Below are 21,517 nucleotides of genomic sequence, written 5' to 3' on the forward strand. Positions count from 1 at the left end.
CCACCACTCTCCCAGTTGCTGGGAGGCAGTCCACTAGGAGCAGTTCTCATGAAGACCCAACGCGTGATGGCCACCACCATCGTTGCCGCCCTTGCACTGAGCGCCACCGCTTGCGGAAGGGGCGATGGTGGTACGAAGACGGCCGATGGCAAGCCGGTGAGGATCGGTCTGTCCGTGGCCAACCTCCAGGCCGACTTCTTCAACCAGATCAAGCAGTCCGTGGAGGCCAAGGCCAAGAAGGAAGGCGTCGAGGTCGTGGTCTCCGACGCCAAGGGCGACGCCTCCACGCAGGTCAACCAGATCCAGGACTTCATCAGCCAACAGGTAAGCGCCATCATCTACATCCCCGCAGGCGCCACGGCGGCCGGTGTGCCGGTGAAGGCGGCAAAGCGCGCCAACATTCCCGTCGTCACGGTCGACCGCAATCCGCCGAGCGCGCCGGGTAAGTCGTTCATCGCCACCGACAGCGTCGCTGCCGCAAAGACGCTCGGCGACTGGGTGGTCAAGAAGAAGGACGGCAAGGGCCGGCTGGGCATCCTTCAGGGCCAGATCGGGACCACCCCGCAGGTGGACCGGCAGAAGGGCTTCGGGAAGGCGCTCGCCGATGCACCCGGCGTCAAGGTGGTCTCGCAGCAGCCTGCCGACTGGGCCCAGGACCAGGCGTACAAGGTCTCCCAGGACATGCTCCAGGCCCACCCGGACATCGACATCATGTGGGGTCAGGCGGATGCGATGGCGCTCGGTGCCGCACAGGCGGCCAAGGGCGTCGGCGGGAAGAAGCGTCTGATCGTCGGGTTCGACGGCGACTTCGCAGGCATGAAGGCAGTCCGCAAGGGCACCATCGACGCCACCATGGTTCAGCAGACGCAGAAGATGGGCCGGATGTCGGTCAGCACCGTGATGGACATCCTGAACAAGAAGAAGGTCCCCGCCAAACAGCTTCTGCCTGCCTACCTCCTGACCAAGGACGACAAGGCGAAGGCCGCCCAGTACATCAAGAAGCACCCGTGAGCGTGAGGACGAACATCGCCATGACGAACGTCAGCTCGCGCCCGGCGGACGGGTCGGAGGGGGCCCACAAGGGCCTCGTGCTAAGGGGAGCGTCGAAGCGCTTTGGCCCCACCCAGGCCCTCGACGACGTCGATCTCGACATACGCCCAGGTGAAGTGGTGGCGCTGCTGGGCGAGAACGGTGCGGGCAAGTCCACCTTGGCCAACGTCGTCGCAGGTACATTCGCCGCCGACACCGGTGAGATGACCTGGGGTGGACTGCCGTACGAGCCGAAGTCGCCGGGGGATGCCATCAATCACGGCATCGGGCTAATCCACCAGGAGACGACTCTGCTTCCTGACCTCTCGGTCGCGGAGAACGTCTTCCTCGGCCGGCTCCCGTGCCGCGGGGGACGGATCGACCGTGCGGAGATGAACAGACGCGCGGAGGAACAGCTGCGCCGCCTCGGGCTCGACATCGCCCCTACTCGGCTGGTGCGCACCTTGCGCGTGGCGGCGCAGCAGCAGGTCGAGATCGCCAAGGCCCTGACCCTCAACGCGAGGCTGCTGATCCTCGACGAGCCCACGGCTGCTCTCGGCGGCGAGGAGACCGAGCACCTCTTCGAGCGCATCGATGCGCTGCGGAAGGAAGGTGTGTCCTTCATCTACGTCAGCCACCGGCTCAAGGAGATCGCGCGCATCTGCGACCGCATCGTGGTGATGCGGGATGGACGGCGAGTCGCCACCCATCCGTCCGCTCAAGTGCCCGTGCCTCAGCTCGTCGAGGAGATGGTGGGGCGCAGCGTTGAGCGCATCTTCCCGGACCGTGGAACTCCGGGGCGGCGTGAGGTGCTTCGTGTGGAGGGTCTGACCAACCCCTCGTTCCATGATGTGTCCTTCAATGTGCACGAGGGCGAAGTGTTCGGCGTCGCGGGGATCGTCGGTGCCGGTCGCACCGAACTGGTGCGGGCCATCGCGGGCGTTGACCCGGTGACCGCGGGGTCCGTGGCGGTCGATGGAGAGGTGCTGCGGCTGCGCGGACCCCGGGATGCCAATCAGGCGGGTGTGGCTCTGGTTCCCGAGGACCGCAAGGCCCAGGGCGCCGTGCTAGACCTGTCGATCGGCGACAACGTGGCGCTGCCGAACCTCGACCGCATCGCCAACCGTGGGTGGCTGACTCCTCGGCGCGTCACCGAGATCGCCACCGACGCGATCGGGCTCATGACTATCAAGGGACGGGCCAACCAGCCGGTACGCGCGCTGTCCGGTGGCAACCAGCAGAAGGTCGTCATCGCCAAGTGGCTGGAGCGAAAACCGAAGGTCGTCATCCTGGACGAGCCCACCCGCGGCATCGATGTCGGAGCCCGGGCTGCGATCTATGAAGTGATTGCGGACCTGGCTCGATCCGGAATGGCCGTCGTCGTGGTCAGCTCCGACCTCGACGAGGTCCTCGGACTCTCCCACCGTGTGCTTGTCCTCAGCCGAGGGAGGCAGCAGGGCATTCTGCCGGCCGAGGAGGCGACGGATGCCGCCGTCATGCGCCTTGCCACCGCATGACGGCCAACGGGTGCCGGGCGTTCACAGCGGCATGGCGACAGTCGGCGGGCGACCCGCGACTGACGAGTGGGTCGCCCGCACCCTGCTGATGTCTGATCGTCGACGTGAACTGCCCAGGGTCTCCCACAGCGCTCGCTCCTGATTTGAGCCAACGGGCAAGCGAAGCCTGAAGCCTGTGAGTTGACCGACCGTTCCCATGAGCCACACGACCGGTCACGTCACCTCCGCTGCGCCCACAGATCGGATGTGCACCTCCACCCGGACTTGTGCGAATATCTATGCAGGACTGTTGAAGCAATCGTGACTACGCATGCGTCATTGCGGCTTGAGACGCATGAGGCGACAGGGGAGGGGTGCCGGTGGCGGTTGTCGGCGAGGAACTGCGGATGATGACGCATGTGGCCCGGCTGTACCACCTTCAGGGCGTTCGACAGCCGGAGATCGCGGCCCGTCTGGATCTGTCGCAGGCGAAGGTGTCACGGCTGCTGAAGAAGGCGCAGGAAAAGGGCATCGTGCGCATCACCGTGACGCCACCCTCCGGCACCCACCCGGACCTGGAGGATGGCCTGCAGGAGCGGTACGGGTTGAAGCTCGCCCTGGTCGTCGAGACTGCTCCGGACAATGAAAGCGCCATGCTCGGCGATCTCGGTGCGGCTGCCGCCTACTACCTCCAGACGACACTGCGCTCGGGCGACACCGTGGGCCTTTCTTCGTGGAGCGCCAGCCTGCTCGCCACGGTGCAGGCGATGCAGCCGGTCGCCGGGTTGAAGGACGTGCGCATCGTGCAGGCAGTGGGCGGAATCGGGGATCCCGCCGCTGCAGGACACGCCTCGCGTATGACCGGGCAACTGGCGCAGTTGGTGAACGGCGATGCCGTCTATCTGCAGGCGCCCGGTGTGGCCGGGTCGGAGGAGGCCGCGCAGGCGCTGCGTGCGGACCCGTTCGTGTCAGCGGCCCTGGGCGTGCTGGACGACCTGGCCGTGGCGCTTGTGGGTATCGGCGAGATCACTCCGTCCAGCACCCTCGCCCGCAGCGGCAACGCCTTTTCCGACGAGGAGCGCGCCGAGTTGGAGAAGCTGGGCGCAGTGGGCGATGTGTGTTTGCGCTTCTACGACGCCCAGGGGCAGCCGGTCAAGTCCGAACTGGACTCCAGAGTCGTCGGCATCGACCGTGGCCAACTGGCTGCCGCTCACCGGAAGATGGGGGTGGCCGGCGGTAGCCGTAAGCACAAGGCGATCCGGGCGGCACTGGTAGGGGGCTTGGTGGATGTGCTGGTGACCGATCAGGAGACGGCAACGGCCTTGATGGCGTGATCCTCGCGAATGGCATCGGCTGGACCGGCGTAACGTGATTGCATGCCAGGTCGGGGTTCGCCTGGGTTCGCCTGGGGAGCAGCGGAGTTCGGCGACCGGCGCGGTCTGACGTAGGCGGCGAGTCCGGTGCAGCGGCCGTGGGCGGGGGTGGCGCCGGCCCGGTCGTCTGAGCGGCCCCTTGAGCGCGGTAAGCCCGGCAGGGAAGAGGCTCCGGATCGCAGGAAGTCCCACACATGGGGCATGCAGTCCGCGCCCAAGAAGCCGTCCTTGCACCTGCGTTGGGGCCGTGGCCTGGCCGCGGCCACAACGCGGGAAGGGGCGCGTGGCGCCCTTCACCAGCAGACGTAGCCGCCATCGACGATCAGATCGGAACCGGTCATGAACGACGCCGCGTCGGAGGCGAGGAAGACCGCGGGGCCCACCATCTCCTCGACTTCGGCGATGCGGGCGAGCGGAGTGTCGTCCGCGTAAGCCTTGAGACGTTCGGCCACCTCGGGCCGCCTGTTCATAGGCGTGAGGGTGTAGCCGGGACTGATCGAGTTGACGCGAACTCCGCGGTGCGCCCACTCCGTTGCCAGGCTCTTCGTGAGGTGCATGACGCCGGCCTTGGAGGAGTTGTAGTGGGCCTGCAACAGCCCCCTGTTGGCGATGGTGCCGGACATGGAGGCGATGTTGATGATCGAGCCGCCGCCGTGGGTGAACATCTCGCGGGCCTCGGCCTGAGCGCTGAGAAACACTCCGGTGAGGTTGATGTCGACGACACGGCGGAAATCCTCGGCGGGCATGTCCTCGGCGGCGGTTGCGCCGGCCACGCCTGCGCAGTTAACCGCAGTGCGGATCCGGCCGATCGACTCGACCGTCGTGCGAACCGCTTCGGCCAGGGACTCCGGGGAGGTGACGTCCCCATCGATGCCCACAGCCCTGCCACCCGCCGCACCGATCAGATCAGCGGTGGCCCGGGCGGCATCGGCATCGCGATCGAAGCAGGCGACATCGGCGCCGCAGGCGGCGAAGCCCAGCGCGATGGCTTGGCCGATGCCGCTGCCCGCGCCGGTGATGAACGCGGGCTTGTCTTTGAGGGAGAAGGCTTCGGGGCTGAAGGCCATGGTGCGGCTCTTTTCGAAAGCGGTGAGGCGGTTTGGGGAGAGCCGGCATGCGGTCGGGCGGCTTTCGCCCGCCCGAAGCACGAGCCGATGCCGACTGATAGCGGACGACACGGGGGCGACTCGTTAGCTGATCGTGGGGTACCGGCCCGGGCCGGTGTCAGAGGTTGCTTCCGCGTGAGCAGGCGACGGCGTGGTACCAGCCGGCCATGCGGCGGCTACGCCATGCGTCGTCCTCGTGCGGTGTGAAGCGGGTGCCGTGCGGGGTGAGTTCGGGTAGGTCGGCGTCGGCCCAGATGCCGAGTGCGGTGCCGGCCAGGTACGCGGCGCCGAGGGCGGAGACTTCCCGGCGGCCGGCCCGCAGCACGGGGGCACCGGTCAGCTCGGCCTGGAGTGACATGAGGCGGTCGTTGCCCGTCGGCCCACCGTCCGCGCGCAGTTCGGCGATCGAGCCACCGAGGACGGTACCGAAGCGAGCGAGCGTGTCCGAGACCTGGAAGGCCATCGACTCGACTGCGGCGCACGCCACTTCGGCGGGACCGGTGTCGAAGTCCATTCCGATCAACAACGCACGGGCGCTGCGATCCCAGTACGGCGCGCCCAGTCCGGAGAACGCCGGGACCAGGTACACCTCGGCGTCCTCCCGCGCATCGGCGGCCAGAGCGGCGACGCCGGCCGAGTCGGTGCCGAGCAAATGCGCTGCCCAGCGGATCGCCGTGCCGGCGGAGGCAATGTTCGCCTCCAGCGCTTGCGCGGCGCCGGCGTCACGGGTGCGCCGCCACGCCAGGGTGGCGGCTATGCCGTCGGCAGGCCGACGACCCTCGGGGTTGAGGACCATGAGCGAGGCTCCGGTGCCGTACGTGGCCTTCACCACGCCCGCGTGCCCGTGGCTCTGCGCGAAGAGCGCGGCGTGGGAGTCGCCGAGAACCGCGGCAATGGGCAGCCCGTCCGCGAGGCCCGGGACATTACGAGTGCGGCCCAGCTCCTCGCCCGCACCGTCCGAGGCGGCGATGCGGGGCAGCGCCGCGCGGGGGATGCGGAACAGGTCGAGCAGTTCCGGGTCCCAGTCGGCGTCGTCAAGACGCACGAGCTGGGTGCGGGAGGCGCAGCCGGTCTCGGTGGCGTCGGTGGCACCACCGGTGAGCCGGTGCAGCAGCCAGGCATCGACGGTGCCGACGCGCAGCTGGCCGACGGCCGATTTCTCGCGGATCGGGTCGAGTCGGTCCAGCAGCCACTCGGCTTTGGTCGCGGAGAACATCGGGTCGACCGGCAGACCGGTGCGGCTGCTGATCCGTTCACCTTCGGCCGAGGCAGCGAGCTTGGCGCACCGCTCGGCGGTACGCCGGTCCTGCCAGCTGACGAGCGGCGACAGCGCGGCGCCGGTGTCCGGGTCCCAGACCAGGACGGCCTCACGCTGAACGCTCAGTCCCAGGCCGACGATGCACCTGCTCTGGGCTGCGGCCTCAGTGGCGAGTACCTCGGCAACCTCGGTGACGCTTTGCCACAGGGCGGCCGGATCCTGCTCGACCCATCCGGGCTCGGGATACTGCTGGGTCAGCGGGCGGTGCGCGGTGGCCACGACCCGTCCGTCGTCCGTGAGGAGCAGTCCCTTGGTGCCGCTTGTGCCCTGGTCGAGGGCGAGGACGGCGGCGCCTTGGCCCACGGCACTCATGCCGTCGCCTCCTGCTTGGCGCCTGTCAGCTCGCGCGCAGCGCGGGCGATGGCTTCGGCATCGATGCCGAAGTACTCGGACAGGAAGGCCGGGCTGCCCGTCGGGGTGAACTCGTCGCGCACGCCGAGGAGCCTCATCGGCACCGGCTTGCGGGGGGCCAGGAACTCCGCGACGGCGCTGCCGAGCCCCCCGTGGATGTTGGCTTCCTCAACTGTGACGATGCAGCCGGTCTCGGCGGCCGCCGCCAGTACCGCTTCCTGGTCCAGCGGCTTGACGGTGGAGAAATTGAGCACGCGCGCCTCGACACCTTCGGCAGCCAGCTTGCCGGCGGCGACGAGCGCAGCAGAAACCGTCGTGCTCACAGCGATCAGCGTAACGTCGTCGCCGTCGAGCAGACGCGGAGCCCGGCCGACCTCGAAGGGGACGTGCGGCGTCAGGTCCGGCACCTTTGTGCGGCCGATGCGCAGGTAGACGGGCCCGTCGTGCTGGTGGGCCCAGCGCAGTGCCTCCCGGGTCTCGGCCGGGTCGGCCGGTGCGAGGACCACCAGATCGGGCAGGGTGCGCAGCCAGGCGAAGTCCTCCACGCCGTGGTGAGTCGGGCCGAGTTGGCCGTAAGCGAAGCCCGGGCTCATGGAGCACAGCTTGACGTTGGTGCGGGAGTATGCGACGTCTGCCTTGATCTGTTCCAGGGCGCGACCGGTGAGGAAGGGGGCCGCGGCACAGACGAACGGGATGCGGCCGCCGTTCGCAAGGCCGGCGCCCGCGCCGACCATGGTCTGCTCGGCGATGCCGACGTTGACCAACCGGTCCGGGAAGCGCTGCTGGAACTCCTTGAGGTTGGAGGAACCGACCGAGTCGTTGCAGACGGCCACAGTGCGCTCGTCCGTTTCGGCCAGTTCGATCAAGGTCTCGGCGAACGTCTTGCGGCAATCGTGCAACTCGGCGGTTGCAGCAGTGGCGTTGCCCATCAGGCGGTCAGCTCCTCGAAGGCGGCAGCGGTCTGTTCCTCGGTCGGCACCTTGTGGTGCCACTCCACGCGGTCCTCGATGAAGGACACGCCCTTGCCCTTGATCGTGTCGGCGATCAGGCACCTGGGGCGGCCATCGGGGGAGCGTTCCTCGCTCAGGGCCTGATAGAGAGCCTCGTAGTCGTGGCCGTCGAACGTGCGGACGTCGAAGCCGAAGGAGGCCCACCTGGGGCCGAGCGGGTCCAGCCCCGACGTCTCCTCGGTGGCGGCGCCCTGCTGGAAGCCGTTGCGGTCGACGATCACGGTCAGTCGGCCGAGACGTTGCTGAGACGCGGTCATCGCCGCCTCCCAGTTGCTCCCTTCCTGCAGTTCACCATCGCCCGTGAGTACGTAGGTGCGCCGGTTCGAGCCGTCCAGCTTGGCGGCGGTCGCCATACCCACGGCAACCGGGAAGCCGTGTCCCAGCGGACCAGTACTGGTCTCCACCCCAGGGACCTTGCGGCGGTTGGGGTGGCCGTTGAGCGGCGAAAGCGGCTCCATGAACGTGGCCAGCTCCGCTTCGGGAAAGAAGCCGGCGTGCGCCAGGGTCGAGTACAGGATGCCTGCGGCGTGCCCCTTGCTGAGCACGAAGCGGTCGCGCTCGGCCCACTCCGGCTCTTCGGGACGTACGTCGAGGACCGTGAAGTACAGCACTGTGACGATGTCGGCGGCGGAGTAGTCACCGCCGATGTGCCCCTGACCGGCCCGGCTGATCATCTCCAGATCACTGCGGCGGATCGAGTAGGCCAGCTCCCTCAGGCGCGCGGCGCGCTCTGTCGGGGGCGCCTCGCGCAGCTCGCGCCTGATGTCGGCGAGCCGCGCCGTGGCGCCGGGGACTGGTACGAGAGTCATGATGAATATCCATTCATCTCTGCGTTACGATTCAATCGAAGTGAAGCTTGCGAATCCGCATGAGTCAAGGGGACGAGCCTTCAGGGCGGCCCAGCGGGAGCTGGAACACCGGTGGAAGAACGGCAGGGTTACCGCTTCAACGGCGACGTCGATGTGCTGATCGACGGCGGCGTCCCCCTGAAGTCGCTGCACCGGCAGGTGGCATGAGCGAGATGACGGCCACGTCTATGACGGCGGTCCGCCTGCGGCCCGACCAGGGGCGTCGCCGATGCGAGGGCCTCAGACCAAGCGAACGACCGAATGCCGGCGATTCGGATATGGCCAGATGCTGGTCTGGCCCTTCTTCGAGCTCGTACAGGTGATCTTTATCTGGATCGGTCACGACTACCTCGTGACCGATCCAGAGAGCCTCGTGCCTACAGGAGACGTTGAAGACACTGCGGGTGGGCATGAGGGCATGGCCAACTCCCGCAACAGTCAGCAGCTGGGTTTCACGTTCGAAGCCAATTGCATCGGCGGCCGGGAGGGGCAGCGCTCGCGCGTCAGCAGGTTGCCGCGATTCGCGGATGTAGTGCTGGATTGCCGAGCATCGCTCGCATGATCACGTGCCGACGTCCGATGTACAGGATGGAGACGTGGCTGTCCCCCGAGACCGGAACGAACAAGGGCCAGCTTCATTCGGAGAAGGCGATGAGTTCCCTGACCAGGGCTTTTCGCAGAGGGTGAGCGCGGTGCTTGCCGGAGTTAACCGCCAGGGCACCAACCTGCGACGCCCCATGTTGACTTCCTGACGCGAGGTGCGGCTCGCTCATCTGCGGTAACGCCCTGTGAGTTGCCAATGTGAGGGCCAAGCAGCCTCATTCGAGGTCAACCGCGCGAGAGACCGAAAGGGCTCCAAAGCTGGTGCGGGTTCTTGCTCTGGCCTGCAAGGAATACAGAACGTAACTGGTACCCCCGGCAGGAGCCCACACATAAGGACGACGGTGCTGAACTGGGGCTTCCGGTCGGTCGGTTGATGATCAAGGGCAGCTTCGAGCCGGTTGGTGGCCTGCGTTGAGACGGTCGGTCACCTGCGGCGGATCGGCCTATGCCGTGCCGTGTGGCAGGAGGGGATGCCGAATCCCAAGGATCCCGAAGTCCAGGTCCGCTTCCAGCGCTACGCGGAGAGCGGCCGCGAGGTGCTCGTGGGCGTGGCCCGTGGTGCGGTGGACGACGCCTCGCGGCGTTCCCGTACGGAGTCGAGGGCGTCGAGGACCTGCTGGGCGATGTCCTCGACGGCCCCGGTGGCGCGGATGGTCAGCAGCAGATCCCCGTAATAGCGGAGCAGCGGCGCGGTCTGGGTGCGGTAGACCTCCAGGCGGTGCCGGATGACCTGTTCGGTGTCGTCCGTTCGGCCGCGGCTCAGCAGCCGCTGGATCACCACGTCCTGCGGTACGTCGAGCTCCACTACGAAGTCCAGTTGCTGCCCGTCTGCCGCGAGAACCTCCGCCAGGACGTCGGCCTGGGCCGTCGTCCGCGGGAAGCCGTCGAGCAGGAACCCCTTGCCGGTATCGGGGGTTGCAAGCCGCTGCCGGACCATCGCGTTGGTCACGTCGTCGGGGACCAGGGCGCCGGCGTCCAGATACTCCGAGGCCCGGCGGCCGAGTGGGGTCCGGCCGCCGACGTGCTCCCGGAACAGATCGCCGGTGGAGACGTGGGGGACGCCCAGGGCGGTGCCGAGGATGGCTGCCTGGGTGCCCTTGCCCGCGCCTGGCGGGCCGATGAGGACGATTCGCATCTGGAAGGGTCCTTTCTGGTTGTCGTCCACGGTATGCGTGCGGCGGGTTCGGGAGGCGGGTGCGGAGCGGACCCGCCCTCCGCCCCGCACCGGGCCGGAGGGCGGGGGCTGAGTCAGTCGCTCTTCGCGGCGTGGCCGCCGAGGTGGTTGTTGATCAGATTCATGACGGACGCGTCGGCGAGCGTGGTGACGTCCCCGATCTCCCGCTGGTCAGCGACGTCCCGCAGCAGCCGGCGCATGATCTTGCCCGAGCGGGTCTTGGGAAGCTCCGGAACGAGCATGATCTGGCGGGGCTTGGCGATCGGGCCGATCTGCTGCGCCACGTGGTTGCGCAGCGCGGCGATCGTTTCCTCGACCGCGTCCTCTTCGGCTGCGTCCCCATCGCTCGTGGCGCTGCCGCGCGGGATGACGAACGCGACGACGGCCTGCCCGGTCGTGGCGTCCGCCGCGCCGACCACCGCGGCCTCCGCAACGACGGGGTGAGAGACCAGCGCTGATTCCACCTCGGCGGTGGAGATCCGATGCCCGGAGACGTTCATGACGTCGTCCACCCGGCCCAGCAGCCAGATGTCGCCGTCCTCGTCGTACCGTGCGCCGTCACCGGCGAAGTAGTAACCCTGCCGGGCGAAGCGGGACCAGTACGTCTCGCGGAAGCGCTCCGCGTCCCCCCAGACGCCGCGCAGCATGGAAGGCCAAGGGAAGTCCAGCACCAGGTACCCGGACCCGCCCTTGCCGACCTCGATGCCTTGGTCGTCCACGATCCTGGCGGAGATCCCCGGCAGCGGGGTCTGCGCCGAACCGGGCTTGGGGGCGGTTCCGTTGCCGGGCAGCGGCGCGATCATGATGGCGCCGGTCTCGGTCTGCCACCACGTGTCCACGACCGGCGTGCGGTTGCCGCCGATGTGCTCCCGATACCACAGCCAGGCCTGTGGATTGATCGGCTCACCGACGCTGCCGAGCACCCGAAGGGAGGACAGGTCGTAGCGCGCGGGGATGTGCTCCCCCCACTTCATGAAGGTGCGGATGAGAGTGGGCGCGGTGTAGTAGATCGATACGCCCAGCTTTTGGATTATCTCGAAGTGCCGGCCCTCGTGAGGGGTGTTGGGTGTGCCCTCGTACATGACCGAGGTGGCGCGGTTGGCGAGCGGCCCATAGACGATGTACGAGTGCCCGGTGATCCAGCCGATGTCCGCGGTGCACCAGTAGACGTCCTGCCCTGCCCGGTGGTCGAAGGCCGCCTGGTGGGTGTACGCGGCCTGGGTGAGATAGCCGCCGGAGGTGTGCAGGATGCCCTTGGGCTTTCCGGTGGTTCCCGAGGTGTAGAGGATGAACAGCGGGTGCTCGGCGTCGAATGCCTCCGGGCGATGCGTATCGGCCTGGGCATCTACCAGGTCGTGCCACCACAGATCGCGGCCCTCGGTCCAGGCAACTTCGGTGCCGGTACGCCGGACCACCAGGACGTGCTCGACGCTCGGCGTGTTCTTCACCGCCTCGTCCGTGCCGTCCTTCAGCGCCACCGCCCGGCCCCTGCGGTGCTGGCCGTCCGCGGTGATCAGCAGCTTCGCCTCGGCGTCCTCGATCCGGGACTGCAGCGCGGCGGGGGAGAAGCCGCCGAAGACGACGGTGTGCGGCAGGCCGAGCCGGGCGCAGGCCAGCATCGCGAACACCGCTTCGGGGATCATCGGCAGCTGGATCGCAACCCGGTCACCGGTGGTCAGCCCAAGGGAGAGCATCGCGTTGGCCGTTCTGGACACCTCGCGCAGCAGCTCGGTGTAGGTGATGGTCCGGCTGTCGCCCGGCTCGCCCTCCCAGTGGAAGGCGACCTGCTCGCCGCGGCCCGCTTCGACATGGCGGTCCACGCAGTTGTACGCCACGTTCAACCGGCCGTCGACGAACCATCGAGCGAACGGCGCATCCGACCAGTCCAGCACCTGCGTCCACGGAGCGTCCCAGTCCAGCCGGGCTGCCTGCTCCGCCCAGAACCCGTCCCGGTCGCTTGCCGGTTCAGGGTCCGGGGTCCGGTCCTCGGCATCGGTGTGTCGGTCCGTTCGCCGGGTCATGCGGGGGCCTCCGAGGGGTGAGGGTGGTGATGAGTGACGCAACAGGAGGTGCGAGCGGTGCTGCCGTGGGGCCGTGCCCGTTCGCGGAGCGCTCACTGTTGCCGGGCGAGGTTGGCGCGAGGTTGGCGCGCGGGTTCGTCGGCCGGTGTCCGGGTGGCGCGGCGGCCCTTGTCCAGCCATGACGGGGCGATGCGTGGCAGCAGCGGCGCGGCGGTGCGGCGGCGCCAGGCGCCCTGCCACACCCCCCACCCGTACGCGAAATCGTCGAGTCGACGGATCGCCGTGTACGTGAGGGGGTTCAGGGCCGCGCCGGACCGCCGGTGGTCGGCGAGCCCGTCGGCGACAGCGGCCGCGAGCAGCACGTACCGGGCACGGCGGCTGCACGCCGCGGCGGCCACGGCGAGCGGCCAATGATGCCGGGTGGCGCAGCGAAGCAGCTGTTCTGCCGTGCCGCGCAGTGCCGCGAGTGAGAGCAGCACCCCCGCGCGGACCGGGGTATCGGCATCGGGCATGCGCCGGACCAGACGTACGGCGGACGCCGCGGTCAGTGCCGCCGCCGAGGCTGCCGGGACCGGCCCGCCGCGCAGCAGCAGCGCGCAGGCGGCCAGCGACCAGGGATGGCTGTTGAGCGGCGGCACTTGTCCCGGGTGCCGCAGCGCCAGATCGGCCGCCCCGGTGCCGTACCCGGCGCGTTGGGCGAGCCAGCTACGCAGGTCGGTGCGGTGCTGGTGACCAACCCTGGACTGCGGCACGTAACGCAGCCGCCAGCCGGCGGCGTGCAGGCGGTGGCACAGGTCCACGTCCTCGGCGACCCGCATCGTGGGGGCGAAGCCCGCACCGACGGCGGATCTGCGCACCACGATGGTGGCGCTGGGCACGTACGCGAGCGCGGACAGCGGGACGACCGGCCCCTCCCTCGCGCCCATGTCCAGCGGGGAGCGAACCTCCTCGTACCGGTCCAGGCGGCCGGGGCGGCACACGGGAACCGCCACGATCCGGGGCGCGGCGAGCGCCACCGCGGGGTCGGCGAACTGTGCCAGAAGCGGCTCGAGCCATCCTGTCTCAGGCCGCACATCGGAGTCGCAGAACGCCACGTAGGGGGTGTGCGCGTGCTGCAGTCCGGTGTTGCGGGCGGCCGCGGGGCCGAGGTTGTGCGGGTGGACGAGCAGCCGGGCGTCGTGTTTGCGGGCCGCATCGGCCACGGCGGCCGGGTTCCGGGAACCGTCGTCCACCACCAGCACAGGCAGATCCGCGGTCTGTGGGTCGGCGCGCAGGCCCGCCAGCAGCCGGTCCAGCAGATCGTGCCGGTCCCGTGCGGGGACGACGATCGTGGCCTGGCCCGGCGCGTGCGCGGGCGGGCGCGGATGCGCCGCTCCGGCGTCCAGCAGCCGCCGGGCCAGCGCGGCGGTCGCCCGGTCGGTGACGGTGAATCGGCCGTCGGCCAGTAGCCGGGCCCCCTTGGTGCTCGTGCGCAGCAGCCGCGGCGGCGAGCCGCCGAGCAGCAGGCGGCCGTCGCGTGACCGGTGTACCTGTGCGTCGAGTTCGATGCCGAAGCCGTGCGGCAGTCGGGTCCCGGGCGGTGGTTCGAGTTCCGGTGCGGCGGTCATCCGGCGAACCCCCCATCGGCGTGCAGCACGCTTCCGGTTACCGCGGCGGCTGGCTCCGAGCACGCGAAGGCGACGACGGAGGCGACCTCCTCGGGCTCCAGCAGTCGTTGCAGCAGCTGGTGTTCGGCCAGATCCTGCGCGTCGGCCAGGCCGTAAAGGTCGGCGGTGGCCTGCAGCATGTCCGTCCGGGTGGACCCCGGCGACACTGCGACCGCGTTCACGCCGGTGCCCTGCAGGTCGCAGGCGAGGGACCGGACCAGCCCGACCACGGCGTGTTTGGCCGCGCAGTACCCGCCCAGGCCCCACAGCCCGCGGTGCGCGGCGGCCGAGGCGAGCGCGACGAACCGCCCGGTGCGCGGCTGCGGCCGGCGCAGCAGGGCGGGGACGGCGGCACGGGCGAGATGTGCGACGCCCAGGACGTCCACGTCCAGCAGGGTCCGCCAGTACGCATCGGAGTGCTCCCACACCGGGCGTCCGCCGAGCAGCACGGCCGCGGCGGCCACGGCCGCGTCCAGCCCGCCGAACTCCGTCTCGGCCAGCTCCACGGCGTCCCGCAGCGCGGCCGCGTCCCGCACATCAGCGCGGACGGCACGCACCAGGGGGAAGTCCCGCTCCAGCGTGTCCAGTTGGCCGGGTCTGGCCAGCGGGTACGGGACTTCGGGGTCGTCCGCGCAGCGGTCCACCGCGACCACCGCCCAGCCGTCCTCTGCCAGCCGCCGCACGGCCGCGGCCCCGATGCCCCGGGCGGCACCGGTGACGACGGCCACCCGGGGGCCGGTCATCGGGGGGCTCCCTGATGCGCGGAACCGGGGAACTGACGAGCCGAGTCCGCACGGTGGTGCCGGTCCGCCGGTGGGTGCTCCGGCCGGGGCTCCGCGGCGTCGAGTTGGCCGGGCTCGGAGATCTGCCAGCGGCGGATGTCCGCGGCGAGCCGGACGGCCATCCCCTCCAGCAGCTGTTCGCCTTCGGCCCGGTGGGCACCGGCCGGATCGCCGAGCACGCCGGACGGACTGACCCCGCGTACCGACTCGGCCCGCAGCCGGTCCATCAGCAGGTGGATCGGTTGGGTCGGCCCGGCCGCCGCCCGCTCGCCGTGCACCGCTCGCGGCCGGACGCTCAGCATCATCGACGTCTCGGTGCGGCCCGCGTGTGCGTCGGAGCCGGGTGGGACGCACGGCCACCAGGCCACGTCCCGTCCCTCGCCGCGCAGCCCGGTCACCGCCGCGCTCAGGCTCGTCAGGTTGCCGCCATGGCCGTTGACCACCAGGAGACGGCCTGCCCAGCGCAGCATCGAACGGCCGATCTCGGTGACCAGCATCCGCAGCGAGGCGTGACCGATGGACACCGTGCCGGGGAAGCCTTCGTGCTCGCCGCTGGCCCCGTAGGGCTGTACGGGCGCGACCACCACGTCCAGCTCTTCGCCCAGCCGGGCAGCGGCCCGGTTGGCGACTGCCTTGGCGACCGCGGCGTCGGTGTCCAGGGGGAGGTGCGGGCCGTGCTGTTCAAGGGACCCGAACGGCAGCAGCACGAGAGGGCGGCGTTCCGTCAGATCCGGCCAGCCCAGGTCCGCGAGGTGGGTGCTCATGGCTTGTTCTCCCGGTACTGCGTGTCGAAGCGTATGTGTCGACGTCGCGAAGGCGGGCGGCTCGTCAACCGCACGGCCGGGGCGCAGGGGCCGGATACGGCCGGGTGAGTGCAGTGTCCGCGACCCGGCCGCGGCGCCCGGCCGCCGCGCGCTCAACTCAGACGCCCAGTGCGCGGGTGAACCCCTGCGGGATCACCACGTCGTCGGCCGTCAATTCATGAATGGTGGAGCGCCCCAAGCCGAGCAGGGCCGAGTCGATGCCACCGCGCAGGACGTCGAGCACGTTCTCCACCCCGGCCTGGCCGCCCGCCGCCAGGCCCCACAGGTAGGCGCGCCCGATCATCACCGCCTTGGCGCCGAGCGCGACAGCCTTGACCACGTCGCTGCCGCGGCGGATTCCTCCGTCGAGCAGAATCTCGACCTCGTGGCCAACGGCGTCGGCGACGGCCGGCAGGGCGCGGATCGGCGCGGGGGTGGCGTCCAGGTTGTTGCCACCGTGGTTGGACACGGAGATCGCGGTCACTCCCGCGTCCACGGCCCGCTTGGCGTCGTCGACCCGGCAGACGCCCTTGAGCAGGAACGGGCCGTCCCACTGCTCGCGCAGCCAGGCGACGTCCTCCCATGACGGGGGCGGTGTCTGCATCCACTCGCCGTAGGCCCCGAAGAACGACGGTGCCGGCCCGCCGGGTTCGGCGATGTTCGGGGTGGTCAGGTCCGGGATGCTCCGGCTCCTGAGGAAGTCGAGCAGCCAGCGCGGACGGGCCAGTGCCTCTGGGGCGAACCGGAGCATCGCCCTGGTGTCCAGCCGCTCGGGGATCTTGGGGCTGCCCCAGTCCCGGCCGTGTGAGAAGGACCAGTCGAGGGTGACGATCAGTCCCTTGGCCCCGGCCGCGCGGGCACGTTCCATCCGCTGGAGCATGACGTCCCGGGTTCCCATCCAGTACGCCTGGAAGAACGTCTGCGGGTTGGCCGCGACGACGTCACCCAGCGGCTTGCTGGCGAAGGAGCTCAGGCCCATCGCCGTGCCGCGGGCCGCCGCCGCGCGGGCGACGGCCACTTCCCCGTCGGGGTGTACGGCCTGTACGCCCGTGGGGGAGATGATCACCGGCAGCGATATCTCCTGCCCCATGACCGTCGTCGCCATCTCGCGCTTGGCGGACTGTCCGGCGACGTGCGGGGCGAATCCGAGCTGCGCGAAGGCCGCGGTGTTGTCGTCGTAGGAGACGCCCTTCTCGGAGCCGGCGAGCAACGCGCTGTAGACGGATTTCGGCAGCCGCTTCCGGGCCCTGCGCTGGGCCTCCGTCACGGTCTCGAACCAAGCATTCATGATCTTCCTCTTTCGTCGTCCCTGCCCGGTCGCGCGCCTCGCGGCCGTTCACGGGCGGTCCATGCCGGCCAGGGGGCTCTCGTCACAGAAGCGGTCCGGGCGGCTGACCTTCAGCGCGGGCATGCCCAGGGGAACCGGCTGGCTGCGCACCGGCCCGGTGTGCGAGTGGTCGGCGCCCTGCGGGGGCACCGCGGCACGGTCGACCGTGGCGAGTGCGGCGGCGCCGTGTCCCTTGACGCACTCCGGGTCCGGGCCGTCCAGCGGCAGCCCGGTGAAGAACTTCGCCGCCATGCAGCCGCCCTGGCAGACGTCGTACGCCGAGCAACTGGTGCAGGCGCCGCCGGACTGCGGCCGTCGCAGGTCGGTGAAGAGCTCGGAGTCCTGCCACACCCGCTGGAAGCCGCCGGGCGAGCGGACGTTGCCGGCCTTGAACGCGTCGTGGATGGCGAACGGGCAGGCGTAGACGTCCCCGACCGGATCGATGAGGCACACCACGCGCCCCGCGCCGCACAGGTTCAGTCCCGGTATCGGGTCCGTGCCCAGTGCGTTGAGGTGGAAGAAGGAATCCCCGGTCAGTACCCGCTCGCCATGGCCGGTCAGCCAGGCGTGGATGTCGCGCTGCTGGTCGGCCGTCGGGTGCAGTTCGTCCCAGACGTCCGCGCCCCTGCCGGACGGACGCAGCCGAGTGATCCGCAGCTGCGCCCCGTACCGGTCGGCGATGGTGGCGAAGTCGTCCAGTTGCGGCACGTTGTGCCGGGTCATGACCACCGAGATCTTGAAGTCCTGGAAACCGGCCTCGGCGAGATTTTCCATGGCCCGGACCGCCATGTCGTACGAACCGGGGCCACGGACCGCGTCGTTGACCTCGCGGGTCGCGCCGTCCAGGGAGATCTGCACGTCGACGTAGTCGGTCGCGGCCAGCTGCCGCGCTCGTTCGGGGGTCAGCCGCAGTCCGTTGGTGGAGAACTTCACGCCGACCTCGTGGGCGATCGCGTAGTCCAGCAGCTCCCAGAAGTCGTGGCGGACCGTCGGCTCGCCGCCGCCGACGTTGATGTAGAAGACCTGCATCCGCTGCAGTTCGTCGATCACCGACTTGATCTCGTCGGTGGACAGCTCCATCGGGTCGCGCCGACCCGAGGACGAAAGACAGTGCGCGCAGGCCAGGTTGCACGCGTACGTCCACTCCCAGGTCAGACAGATCGGGGCGTGCAGACCGCCCTTGAACTGTTCGACCAGGGCGGGGACGGGTCGGTCGGATGCGCGTTCGGCAGGGGTGGGGGCGTATCGAGTGGGCATCACTGCACTCCGGTTCCGCTCACTGGGGGATGATCATGTCGGCGGCGGCCAGCGAGGTCAGCGCGCGCAGCCAGGCGTTGCGCCGGCCGTCGGGGACGCCGGCCAGCGCGTCCCCGACGCTGGGGTGCCGGTCCAGTCCCTGAACCAGTTCGACGAGCTCCGGGGCCTTCAGGAAGGACAGCCGGCGGTTGCCGAAGTGGTACGCCAGGGCACCGAACGGCTCAGGGCGCAGCGCGACGCACGGGTTGAGGCGGTACGGCCTGGTGGTGTCGAAGTCCGCCGCATCGGAGGGGTGGGACATCACGGCCGGCCTCAGTAGACGCCGCACATGCCGTCGATGGACACCTCTTCCACGAGGAGTTCCTCGGTCACGTCCTCGGCCGTGGCGGCACTCGTGTCCAGGTCCTGTTCGGTCGCGTTGTCGTCCTGCATGGCGAACCTCCGTACGGAATAGGGGAGTCGAGGGTGAGGCGGTGGGCGCTGCCTGCTTCGGCAGTGCCTCGCATTTCGACGCTAGGCGCGGTCCCGTATCCCGTCCCACCGTGCTTCAGGTCCCCATCGCCCCCTCCGATCGGTCAGGTGCGCGGGCGCCGCACCGGCGGCGCCGGGTGCCCCCGTCCGATCGGGCAGGGGGCCGCCTCTCCGTTCGTTCCCGGCTGCCGCCCGGCTGGCCGGTGTCCCGGGCCGCAGCCGTTCGCCGAAGGTGAATCACGCCACTCGTCGAGCAGAGAGGAACCGGAGATCATGCAGGTCGATGAACTTCTCAAGCCGTTTCCGATCAAGGAGTTCCACCCCTTCCCGCGGGCGATGCTGGGCCCGGGAGCGCATGAAATGATCGGTCCCGAGGCCAAGAAGCTCGGGTTCCGTCGCACGCTGGTGATGACCACGGGTCTGCGGGGCAGCGACACCGTCCACAAGATCGTCGAGTCGATGAAATACCACGGCCTCGAAGTCGTCCTGTACGACAAGGTCGAGTCGAATCCCAAGGACTACAACGCCATGGAAGCCGTGGCGATGTACCAGGAGAACAAGTGCGACTCGTTCGTCTCGATCGGCGGCGGGTCCTCGCACGACGCTTGTAAGGGCGCCCGCATCTCGGTCGCGCACGACGGCCGCAGCGTCAACGAGTTCGAGGGCTTCAACAAGTCGGAGAACCCCAAGAACCCGCCGCACATCGCGGTGTCCACGACTGCCGGCACCGGCTCGGAGACCTCGTGGGCGTACGTCATCACCGACACCACGACCGACCCCGACAACCCGCACAAGTACGTCGCGTTCGATGACGCCTCGGTGGCCACACTCGCCATCGACGACCCGGTGCTGTACTACGACTGCCCGCTGGACTACACCGCGCAGTGCGGCTTCGACGTGCTCGCGCACGCCTCGGAGCCGTACGTCTCGCGGCTCAACTTCCAGCCCTCGCTGGGCAATTCGCTGCACGCGATCCGGCTGACGGCACAGCACCTGCGGCAGGCCGTGTGGAACGGCCAGGACTTGGCCGGCCGCGAAGGGATGATGTACGCGCAGTACATCGCGGCACAGGCGTTCAACTCCGGTGGCCTGGGCGTCATCCACTCCATCTCGCACGCGGTCAGCGCCTTCTACGACACCCACCACGGGCTCAACAACGCCATCGCGCTGCCCAGGGTCTGGGCGTTCAACATGCCCACGCAGTACGAGCGGTTCGCCGACATCGCCGAGGTGATGGGCGTCGACACGCACGGCATGACCAAGGTCAAGGCCGCCGAGGCGGCCCTGGAGGCCGGTATCCGGCTGCTGCGGGACGTCGGCATCCCGGAGAAGTTCACCGACGTCACCCAGGAGTCCTACTCGAAGAACCGACTGGGCCAGGGCCCGACGAAGTACTACGAGCAGGCTCCCGTCATCAAGGGCGACGACGCGGACGCCGACCGGATCACCAACCACGTCCTCGGCGACGCCTGCACCCCGGGCAACGCCAAGGAGTGCACGTTCGACACCGTCCGCCCGGTCGTCGAGCACTGCATGAACGGCCACCTGGACGACCTGCTCAGCTGAGCGACAACGGCACGGGGAGGGGGCGGCTCGGGACGCCGCCCCCTCCCGGACCCCGGACGGAGGAACAGTGCTCGACACAGCTCACCCCCAAGACACCCCGGCTGATCCCCAGGACTCCCCGCCCCCGGAATTCGACTCGGTCGACGACGTGATCGAGCGGTTCGCCGCGCAGGGCTACATCGCAGACCGGCGGCTCGCCACGACGGTCTTCCTACTCGCCAGGCTGGACAAGCCGGTGCTGCTGGAAGGCCCGGCCGGGGTCGGCAAGACGGAACTGGCCAAGGCACTGGCGGCGGCCTCGGGGCGCCGGCTGCTGCGCCTGCAGTGCTACGAGGGCCAGGACGAGAGCAGGGCGCTCTACGAGTGGGACTACGGCAAGCAGTTGCTGTACACGCAGATGCTGCGGGACAAGATCGGCGAGCTCACCGCTGACGCCCCCGACCTGGCCACCGCCGTGCACCGGATCGGCGAGCAGGACAGCGCGTTCTTCTCCGAGCGCTTCCTCGCACCGCGCCCGCTGCTGGACGCGATCCGCGGCGAGCAGCCGGCCGTCCTGCTGATCGACGAGGTCGACCGCGCGGACGAGGCCCTGGAGGCGGTGCTGCTGGAGTGCCTGGCCGAGTACCAGGTCTCCGTGCCCGAGATCGGCACGTACACCGCGAAGGTTGCGCCGTACATCGTGCTCACCTCCAACAACACGCGCGACCTGTCCGCCGCGCTCAAGCGGCGCTGTCTGCACCTGTTCCTGGACTACCCCGACGCCGAGCGCGAGCTGGACATCCTGAGCTCCAAGGACACCGGGCTGCCGGTCGCGACTGCCCGGCGCCTGGTGGACGTGGTGCGCGGCCTGCGTGATCTGGACCTGCGTAAAAGCCCCAGCATCGCCGAGACCGTCGACTGGGCCCGCACCCTCGCCGTACTCGGCGTCGACGAACTCGACCCGGAGATCCTCGCCGAGACCGCCAACGTGGTCCTCAAGTACGAGCGGGACCTGCACCGCGCCCTGGGCGTGCTGCCCCGGCTCGTCGACCCCAACCGCGAGCTGCCCGAACCGGGACACCACCACGACGGGCACGGGCATGGGCACCACCACGGCCCGGGCCACAGCCACGGTCCCGGGGACGCCCACGACGGTACGGGCCACCTCCACCGTCACGATCACGACCCCGACGCCGGGCCCGACGGAACGGCCGTAAGGGTCGCCATGGACCAGCAGGGCCGCCACGACGAGGGCTACTACGGGGCGCCGGGACCCGGCCCGGCCGGCCGCCCCGAGCCGGGCAGAGGTCAGGGCGCCCGCTCCTTCGCCGCCATCGCCAGGCGCCGGACCGACTGA

At 69.6% G+C, this 21,517-nt stretch carries 19 protein-coding genes; 6 read left to right on the forward strand and 13 right to left on the reverse strand.

Going from position 1 to position 21,517, the window contains the following annotated elements:
- Positions 1-48: 48 nt before the first annotated feature.
- The 3 genes from EV375_RS22690 (at position 49) to EV375_RS22700 (ending at position 3,859) form a co-directional block, all read left to right on the forward strand.
- The gene (locus EV375_RS22690) at positions 49-1,011 is read left to right on the forward strand and encodes a sugar ABC transporter substrate-binding protein (RefSeq protein ID WP_486588647.1); all 963 of its coding nucleotides are present in this window, start codon (positions 49-51) and stop codon (positions 1,009-1,011) included.
- Positions 1,008-2,546, forward strand: a complete 1,539-nt coding sequence (locus EV375_RS22695; protein ID WP_486588648.1) for a sugar ABC transporter ATP-binding protein — start codon at positions 1,008-1,010, stop codon at positions 2,544-2,546. The genes EV375_RS22690 and EV375_RS22695 overlap by 4 nt, the downstream gene beginning before the upstream one ends.
- 359 nt (positions 2,547-2,905) lie before the next feature.
- Positions 2,906-3,859 carry a sugar-binding transcriptional regulator gene (locus tag EV375_RS22700; protein ID WP_207228228.1) on the forward strand — a complete coding sequence of 318 codons (954 nt, stop codon included), beginning with the start codon at positions 2,906-2,908 and terminating at the stop codon, positions 3,857-3,859.
- A 332-nt stretch (positions 3,860-4,191) separates the two neighbouring features.
- Here the strand turns inward: EV375_RS22700 and EV375_RS22705 are convergent, their stop codons facing one another.
- The 4 genes from EV375_RS22705 to EV375_RS22720 all read right to left on the reverse strand — a co-directional run bounded on the left by EV375_RS22705 (position 4,192) and on the right by EV375_RS22720 (position 8,492).
- Complete coding sequence (locus EV375_RS22705; RefSeq protein ID WP_130301261.1) at positions 4,192-4,965, reverse strand: SDR family oxidoreductase; 774 nt, start codon at positions 4,963-4,965, stop codon at positions 4,192-4,194.
- A 157-nt stretch (positions 4,966-5,122) separates the two neighbouring features.
- Complete coding sequence (locus tag EV375_RS22710) at positions 5,123-6,634, reverse strand: FGGY family carbohydrate kinase (RefSeq protein ID WP_130301262.1); 1,512 nt, start codon at positions 6,632-6,634, stop codon at positions 5,123-5,125.
- Positions 6,631-7,602: a transketolase C-terminal domain-containing protein gene (locus tag EV375_RS22715; RefSeq protein WP_130301263.1), complete on the reverse strand. Its 972-nt coding sequence runs from the start codon at positions 7,600-7,602 to the stop codon at positions 6,631-6,633. The genes EV375_RS22710 and EV375_RS22715 overlap by 4 nt, the downstream gene beginning before the upstream one ends.
- Positions 7,602-8,492, reverse strand: coding sequence for a transketolase (locus EV375_RS22720; protein WP_130301264.1), 891 nt, complete (start codon positions 8,490-8,492; stop codon positions 7,602-7,604). Before EV375_RS22720 ends, EV375_RS22715 begins: the two co-directional genes overlap by 1 nt.
- 325 nt (positions 8,493-8,817) lie before the next feature.
- On the opposite strand from EV375_RS22720, the gene EV375_RS22725 reads away from it, so the two are divergent.
- The gene (locus EV375_RS22725) at positions 8,818-9,093 is read left to right on the forward strand and encodes a hypothetical protein (protein WP_130301265.1); all 276 of its coding nucleotides are present in this window, start codon (positions 8,818-8,820) and stop codon (positions 9,091-9,093) included.
- Between the two features lie 555 nt (positions 9,094-9,648).
- Here the strand turns inward: EV375_RS22725 and EV375_RS22730 are convergent.
- From EV375_RS22730 to mftA, 9 genes are all read right to left on the reverse strand, one after another.
- Positions 9,649-10,269 carry an adenylate kinase gene (locus tag EV375_RS22730; RefSeq protein WP_130301266.1) on the reverse strand — a complete coding sequence of 207 codons (621 nt, stop codon included), beginning with the start codon at positions 10,267-10,269 and terminating at the stop codon, positions 9,649-9,651.
- A gap of 113 nt (positions 10,270-10,382) precedes the next feature.
- The gene (acs, locus tag EV375_RS22735) at positions 10,383-12,329 is read right to left on the reverse strand and encodes an acetate--CoA ligase (RefSeq protein ID WP_130301267.1); all 1,947 of its coding nucleotides are present in this window, start codon (positions 12,327-12,329) and stop codon (positions 10,383-10,385) included.
- Positions 12,330-12,421: 92 nt separating this feature from the next.
- On the reverse strand, positions 12,422-13,936 hold the full coding sequence (gene mftF, locus EV375_RS22740; protein WP_130301268.1) for a mycofactocin biosynthesis glycosyltransferase MftF: 1,515 nt from the start codon (positions 13,934-13,936) through the stop codon (positions 12,422-12,424).
- Positions 13,933-14,718, reverse strand: coding sequence for a mycofactocin-coupled SDR family oxidoreductase (locus EV375_RS22745; RefSeq protein ID WP_130301269.1), 786 nt, complete (start codon positions 14,716-14,718; stop codon positions 13,933-13,935). Before EV375_RS22745 ends, mftF begins: the two co-directional genes overlap by 4 nt.
- A complete protein-coding gene (gene mftE / locus EV375_RS22750; RefSeq protein ID WP_130301270.1) occupies positions 14,715-15,521 on the reverse strand; it encodes a mycofactocin biosynthesis peptidyl-dipeptidase MftE in 807 nt (268 codons plus the stop codon). The genes EV375_RS22745 and mftE overlap by 4 nt, the downstream gene beginning before the upstream one ends.
- 157 nt (positions 15,522-15,678) lie before the next feature.
- Positions 15,679-16,848: a pre-mycofactocin synthase MftD gene (gene mftD / locus EV375_RS22755; RefSeq protein WP_130301271.1), complete on the reverse strand. Its 1,170-nt coding sequence runs from the start codon at positions 16,846-16,848 to the stop codon at positions 15,679-15,681.
- A gap of 48 nt (positions 16,849-16,896) precedes the next feature.
- Entirely contained in the window at positions 16,897-18,144 is a 1,248-nt protein-coding gene (mftC, locus tag EV375_RS22760) for a mycofactocin radical SAM maturase (RefSeq protein ID WP_130301272.1), read from the reverse strand.
- Positions 18,145-18,163: 19 nt separating this feature from the next.
- Positions 18,164-18,445 (reverse strand): mycofactocin biosynthesis chaperone MftB, encoded by a 282-nt coding sequence (gene mftB / locus EV375_RS22765; RefSeq protein WP_130301273.1) that lies wholly within the window; start codon positions 18,443-18,445, stop codon positions 18,164-18,166.
- An 11-nt stretch (positions 18,446-18,456) separates the two neighbouring features.
- Positions 18,457-18,576, reverse strand: a complete 120-nt coding sequence (gene mftA, locus EV375_RS22770) for a mycofactocin precursor MftA (protein ID WP_130301274.1) — start codon at positions 18,574-18,576, stop codon at positions 18,457-18,459.
- Positions 18,577-18,888: 312 nt separating this feature from the next.
- On the opposite strand from mftA, the gene mdo reads away from it, so the two are divergent.
- Both mdo and EV375_RS22780 read left to right on the forward strand, forming a co-directional pair.
- Positions 18,889-20,181, forward strand: a complete 1,293-nt coding sequence (gene mdo, locus EV375_RS22775; RefSeq protein WP_130301275.1) for an NDMA-dependent methanol dehydrogenase — start codon at positions 18,889-18,891, stop codon at positions 20,179-20,181.
- Between the two features lie 67 nt (positions 20,182-20,248).
- The gene (locus EV375_RS22780; protein ID WP_130301276.1) at positions 20,249-21,517 is read left to right on the forward strand and encodes an AAA family ATPase; all 1,269 of its coding nucleotides are present in this window, start codon (positions 20,249-20,251) and stop codon (positions 21,515-21,517) included.

Source organism: Streptomyces sp. CNZ301, from assembly GCF_004217425.1.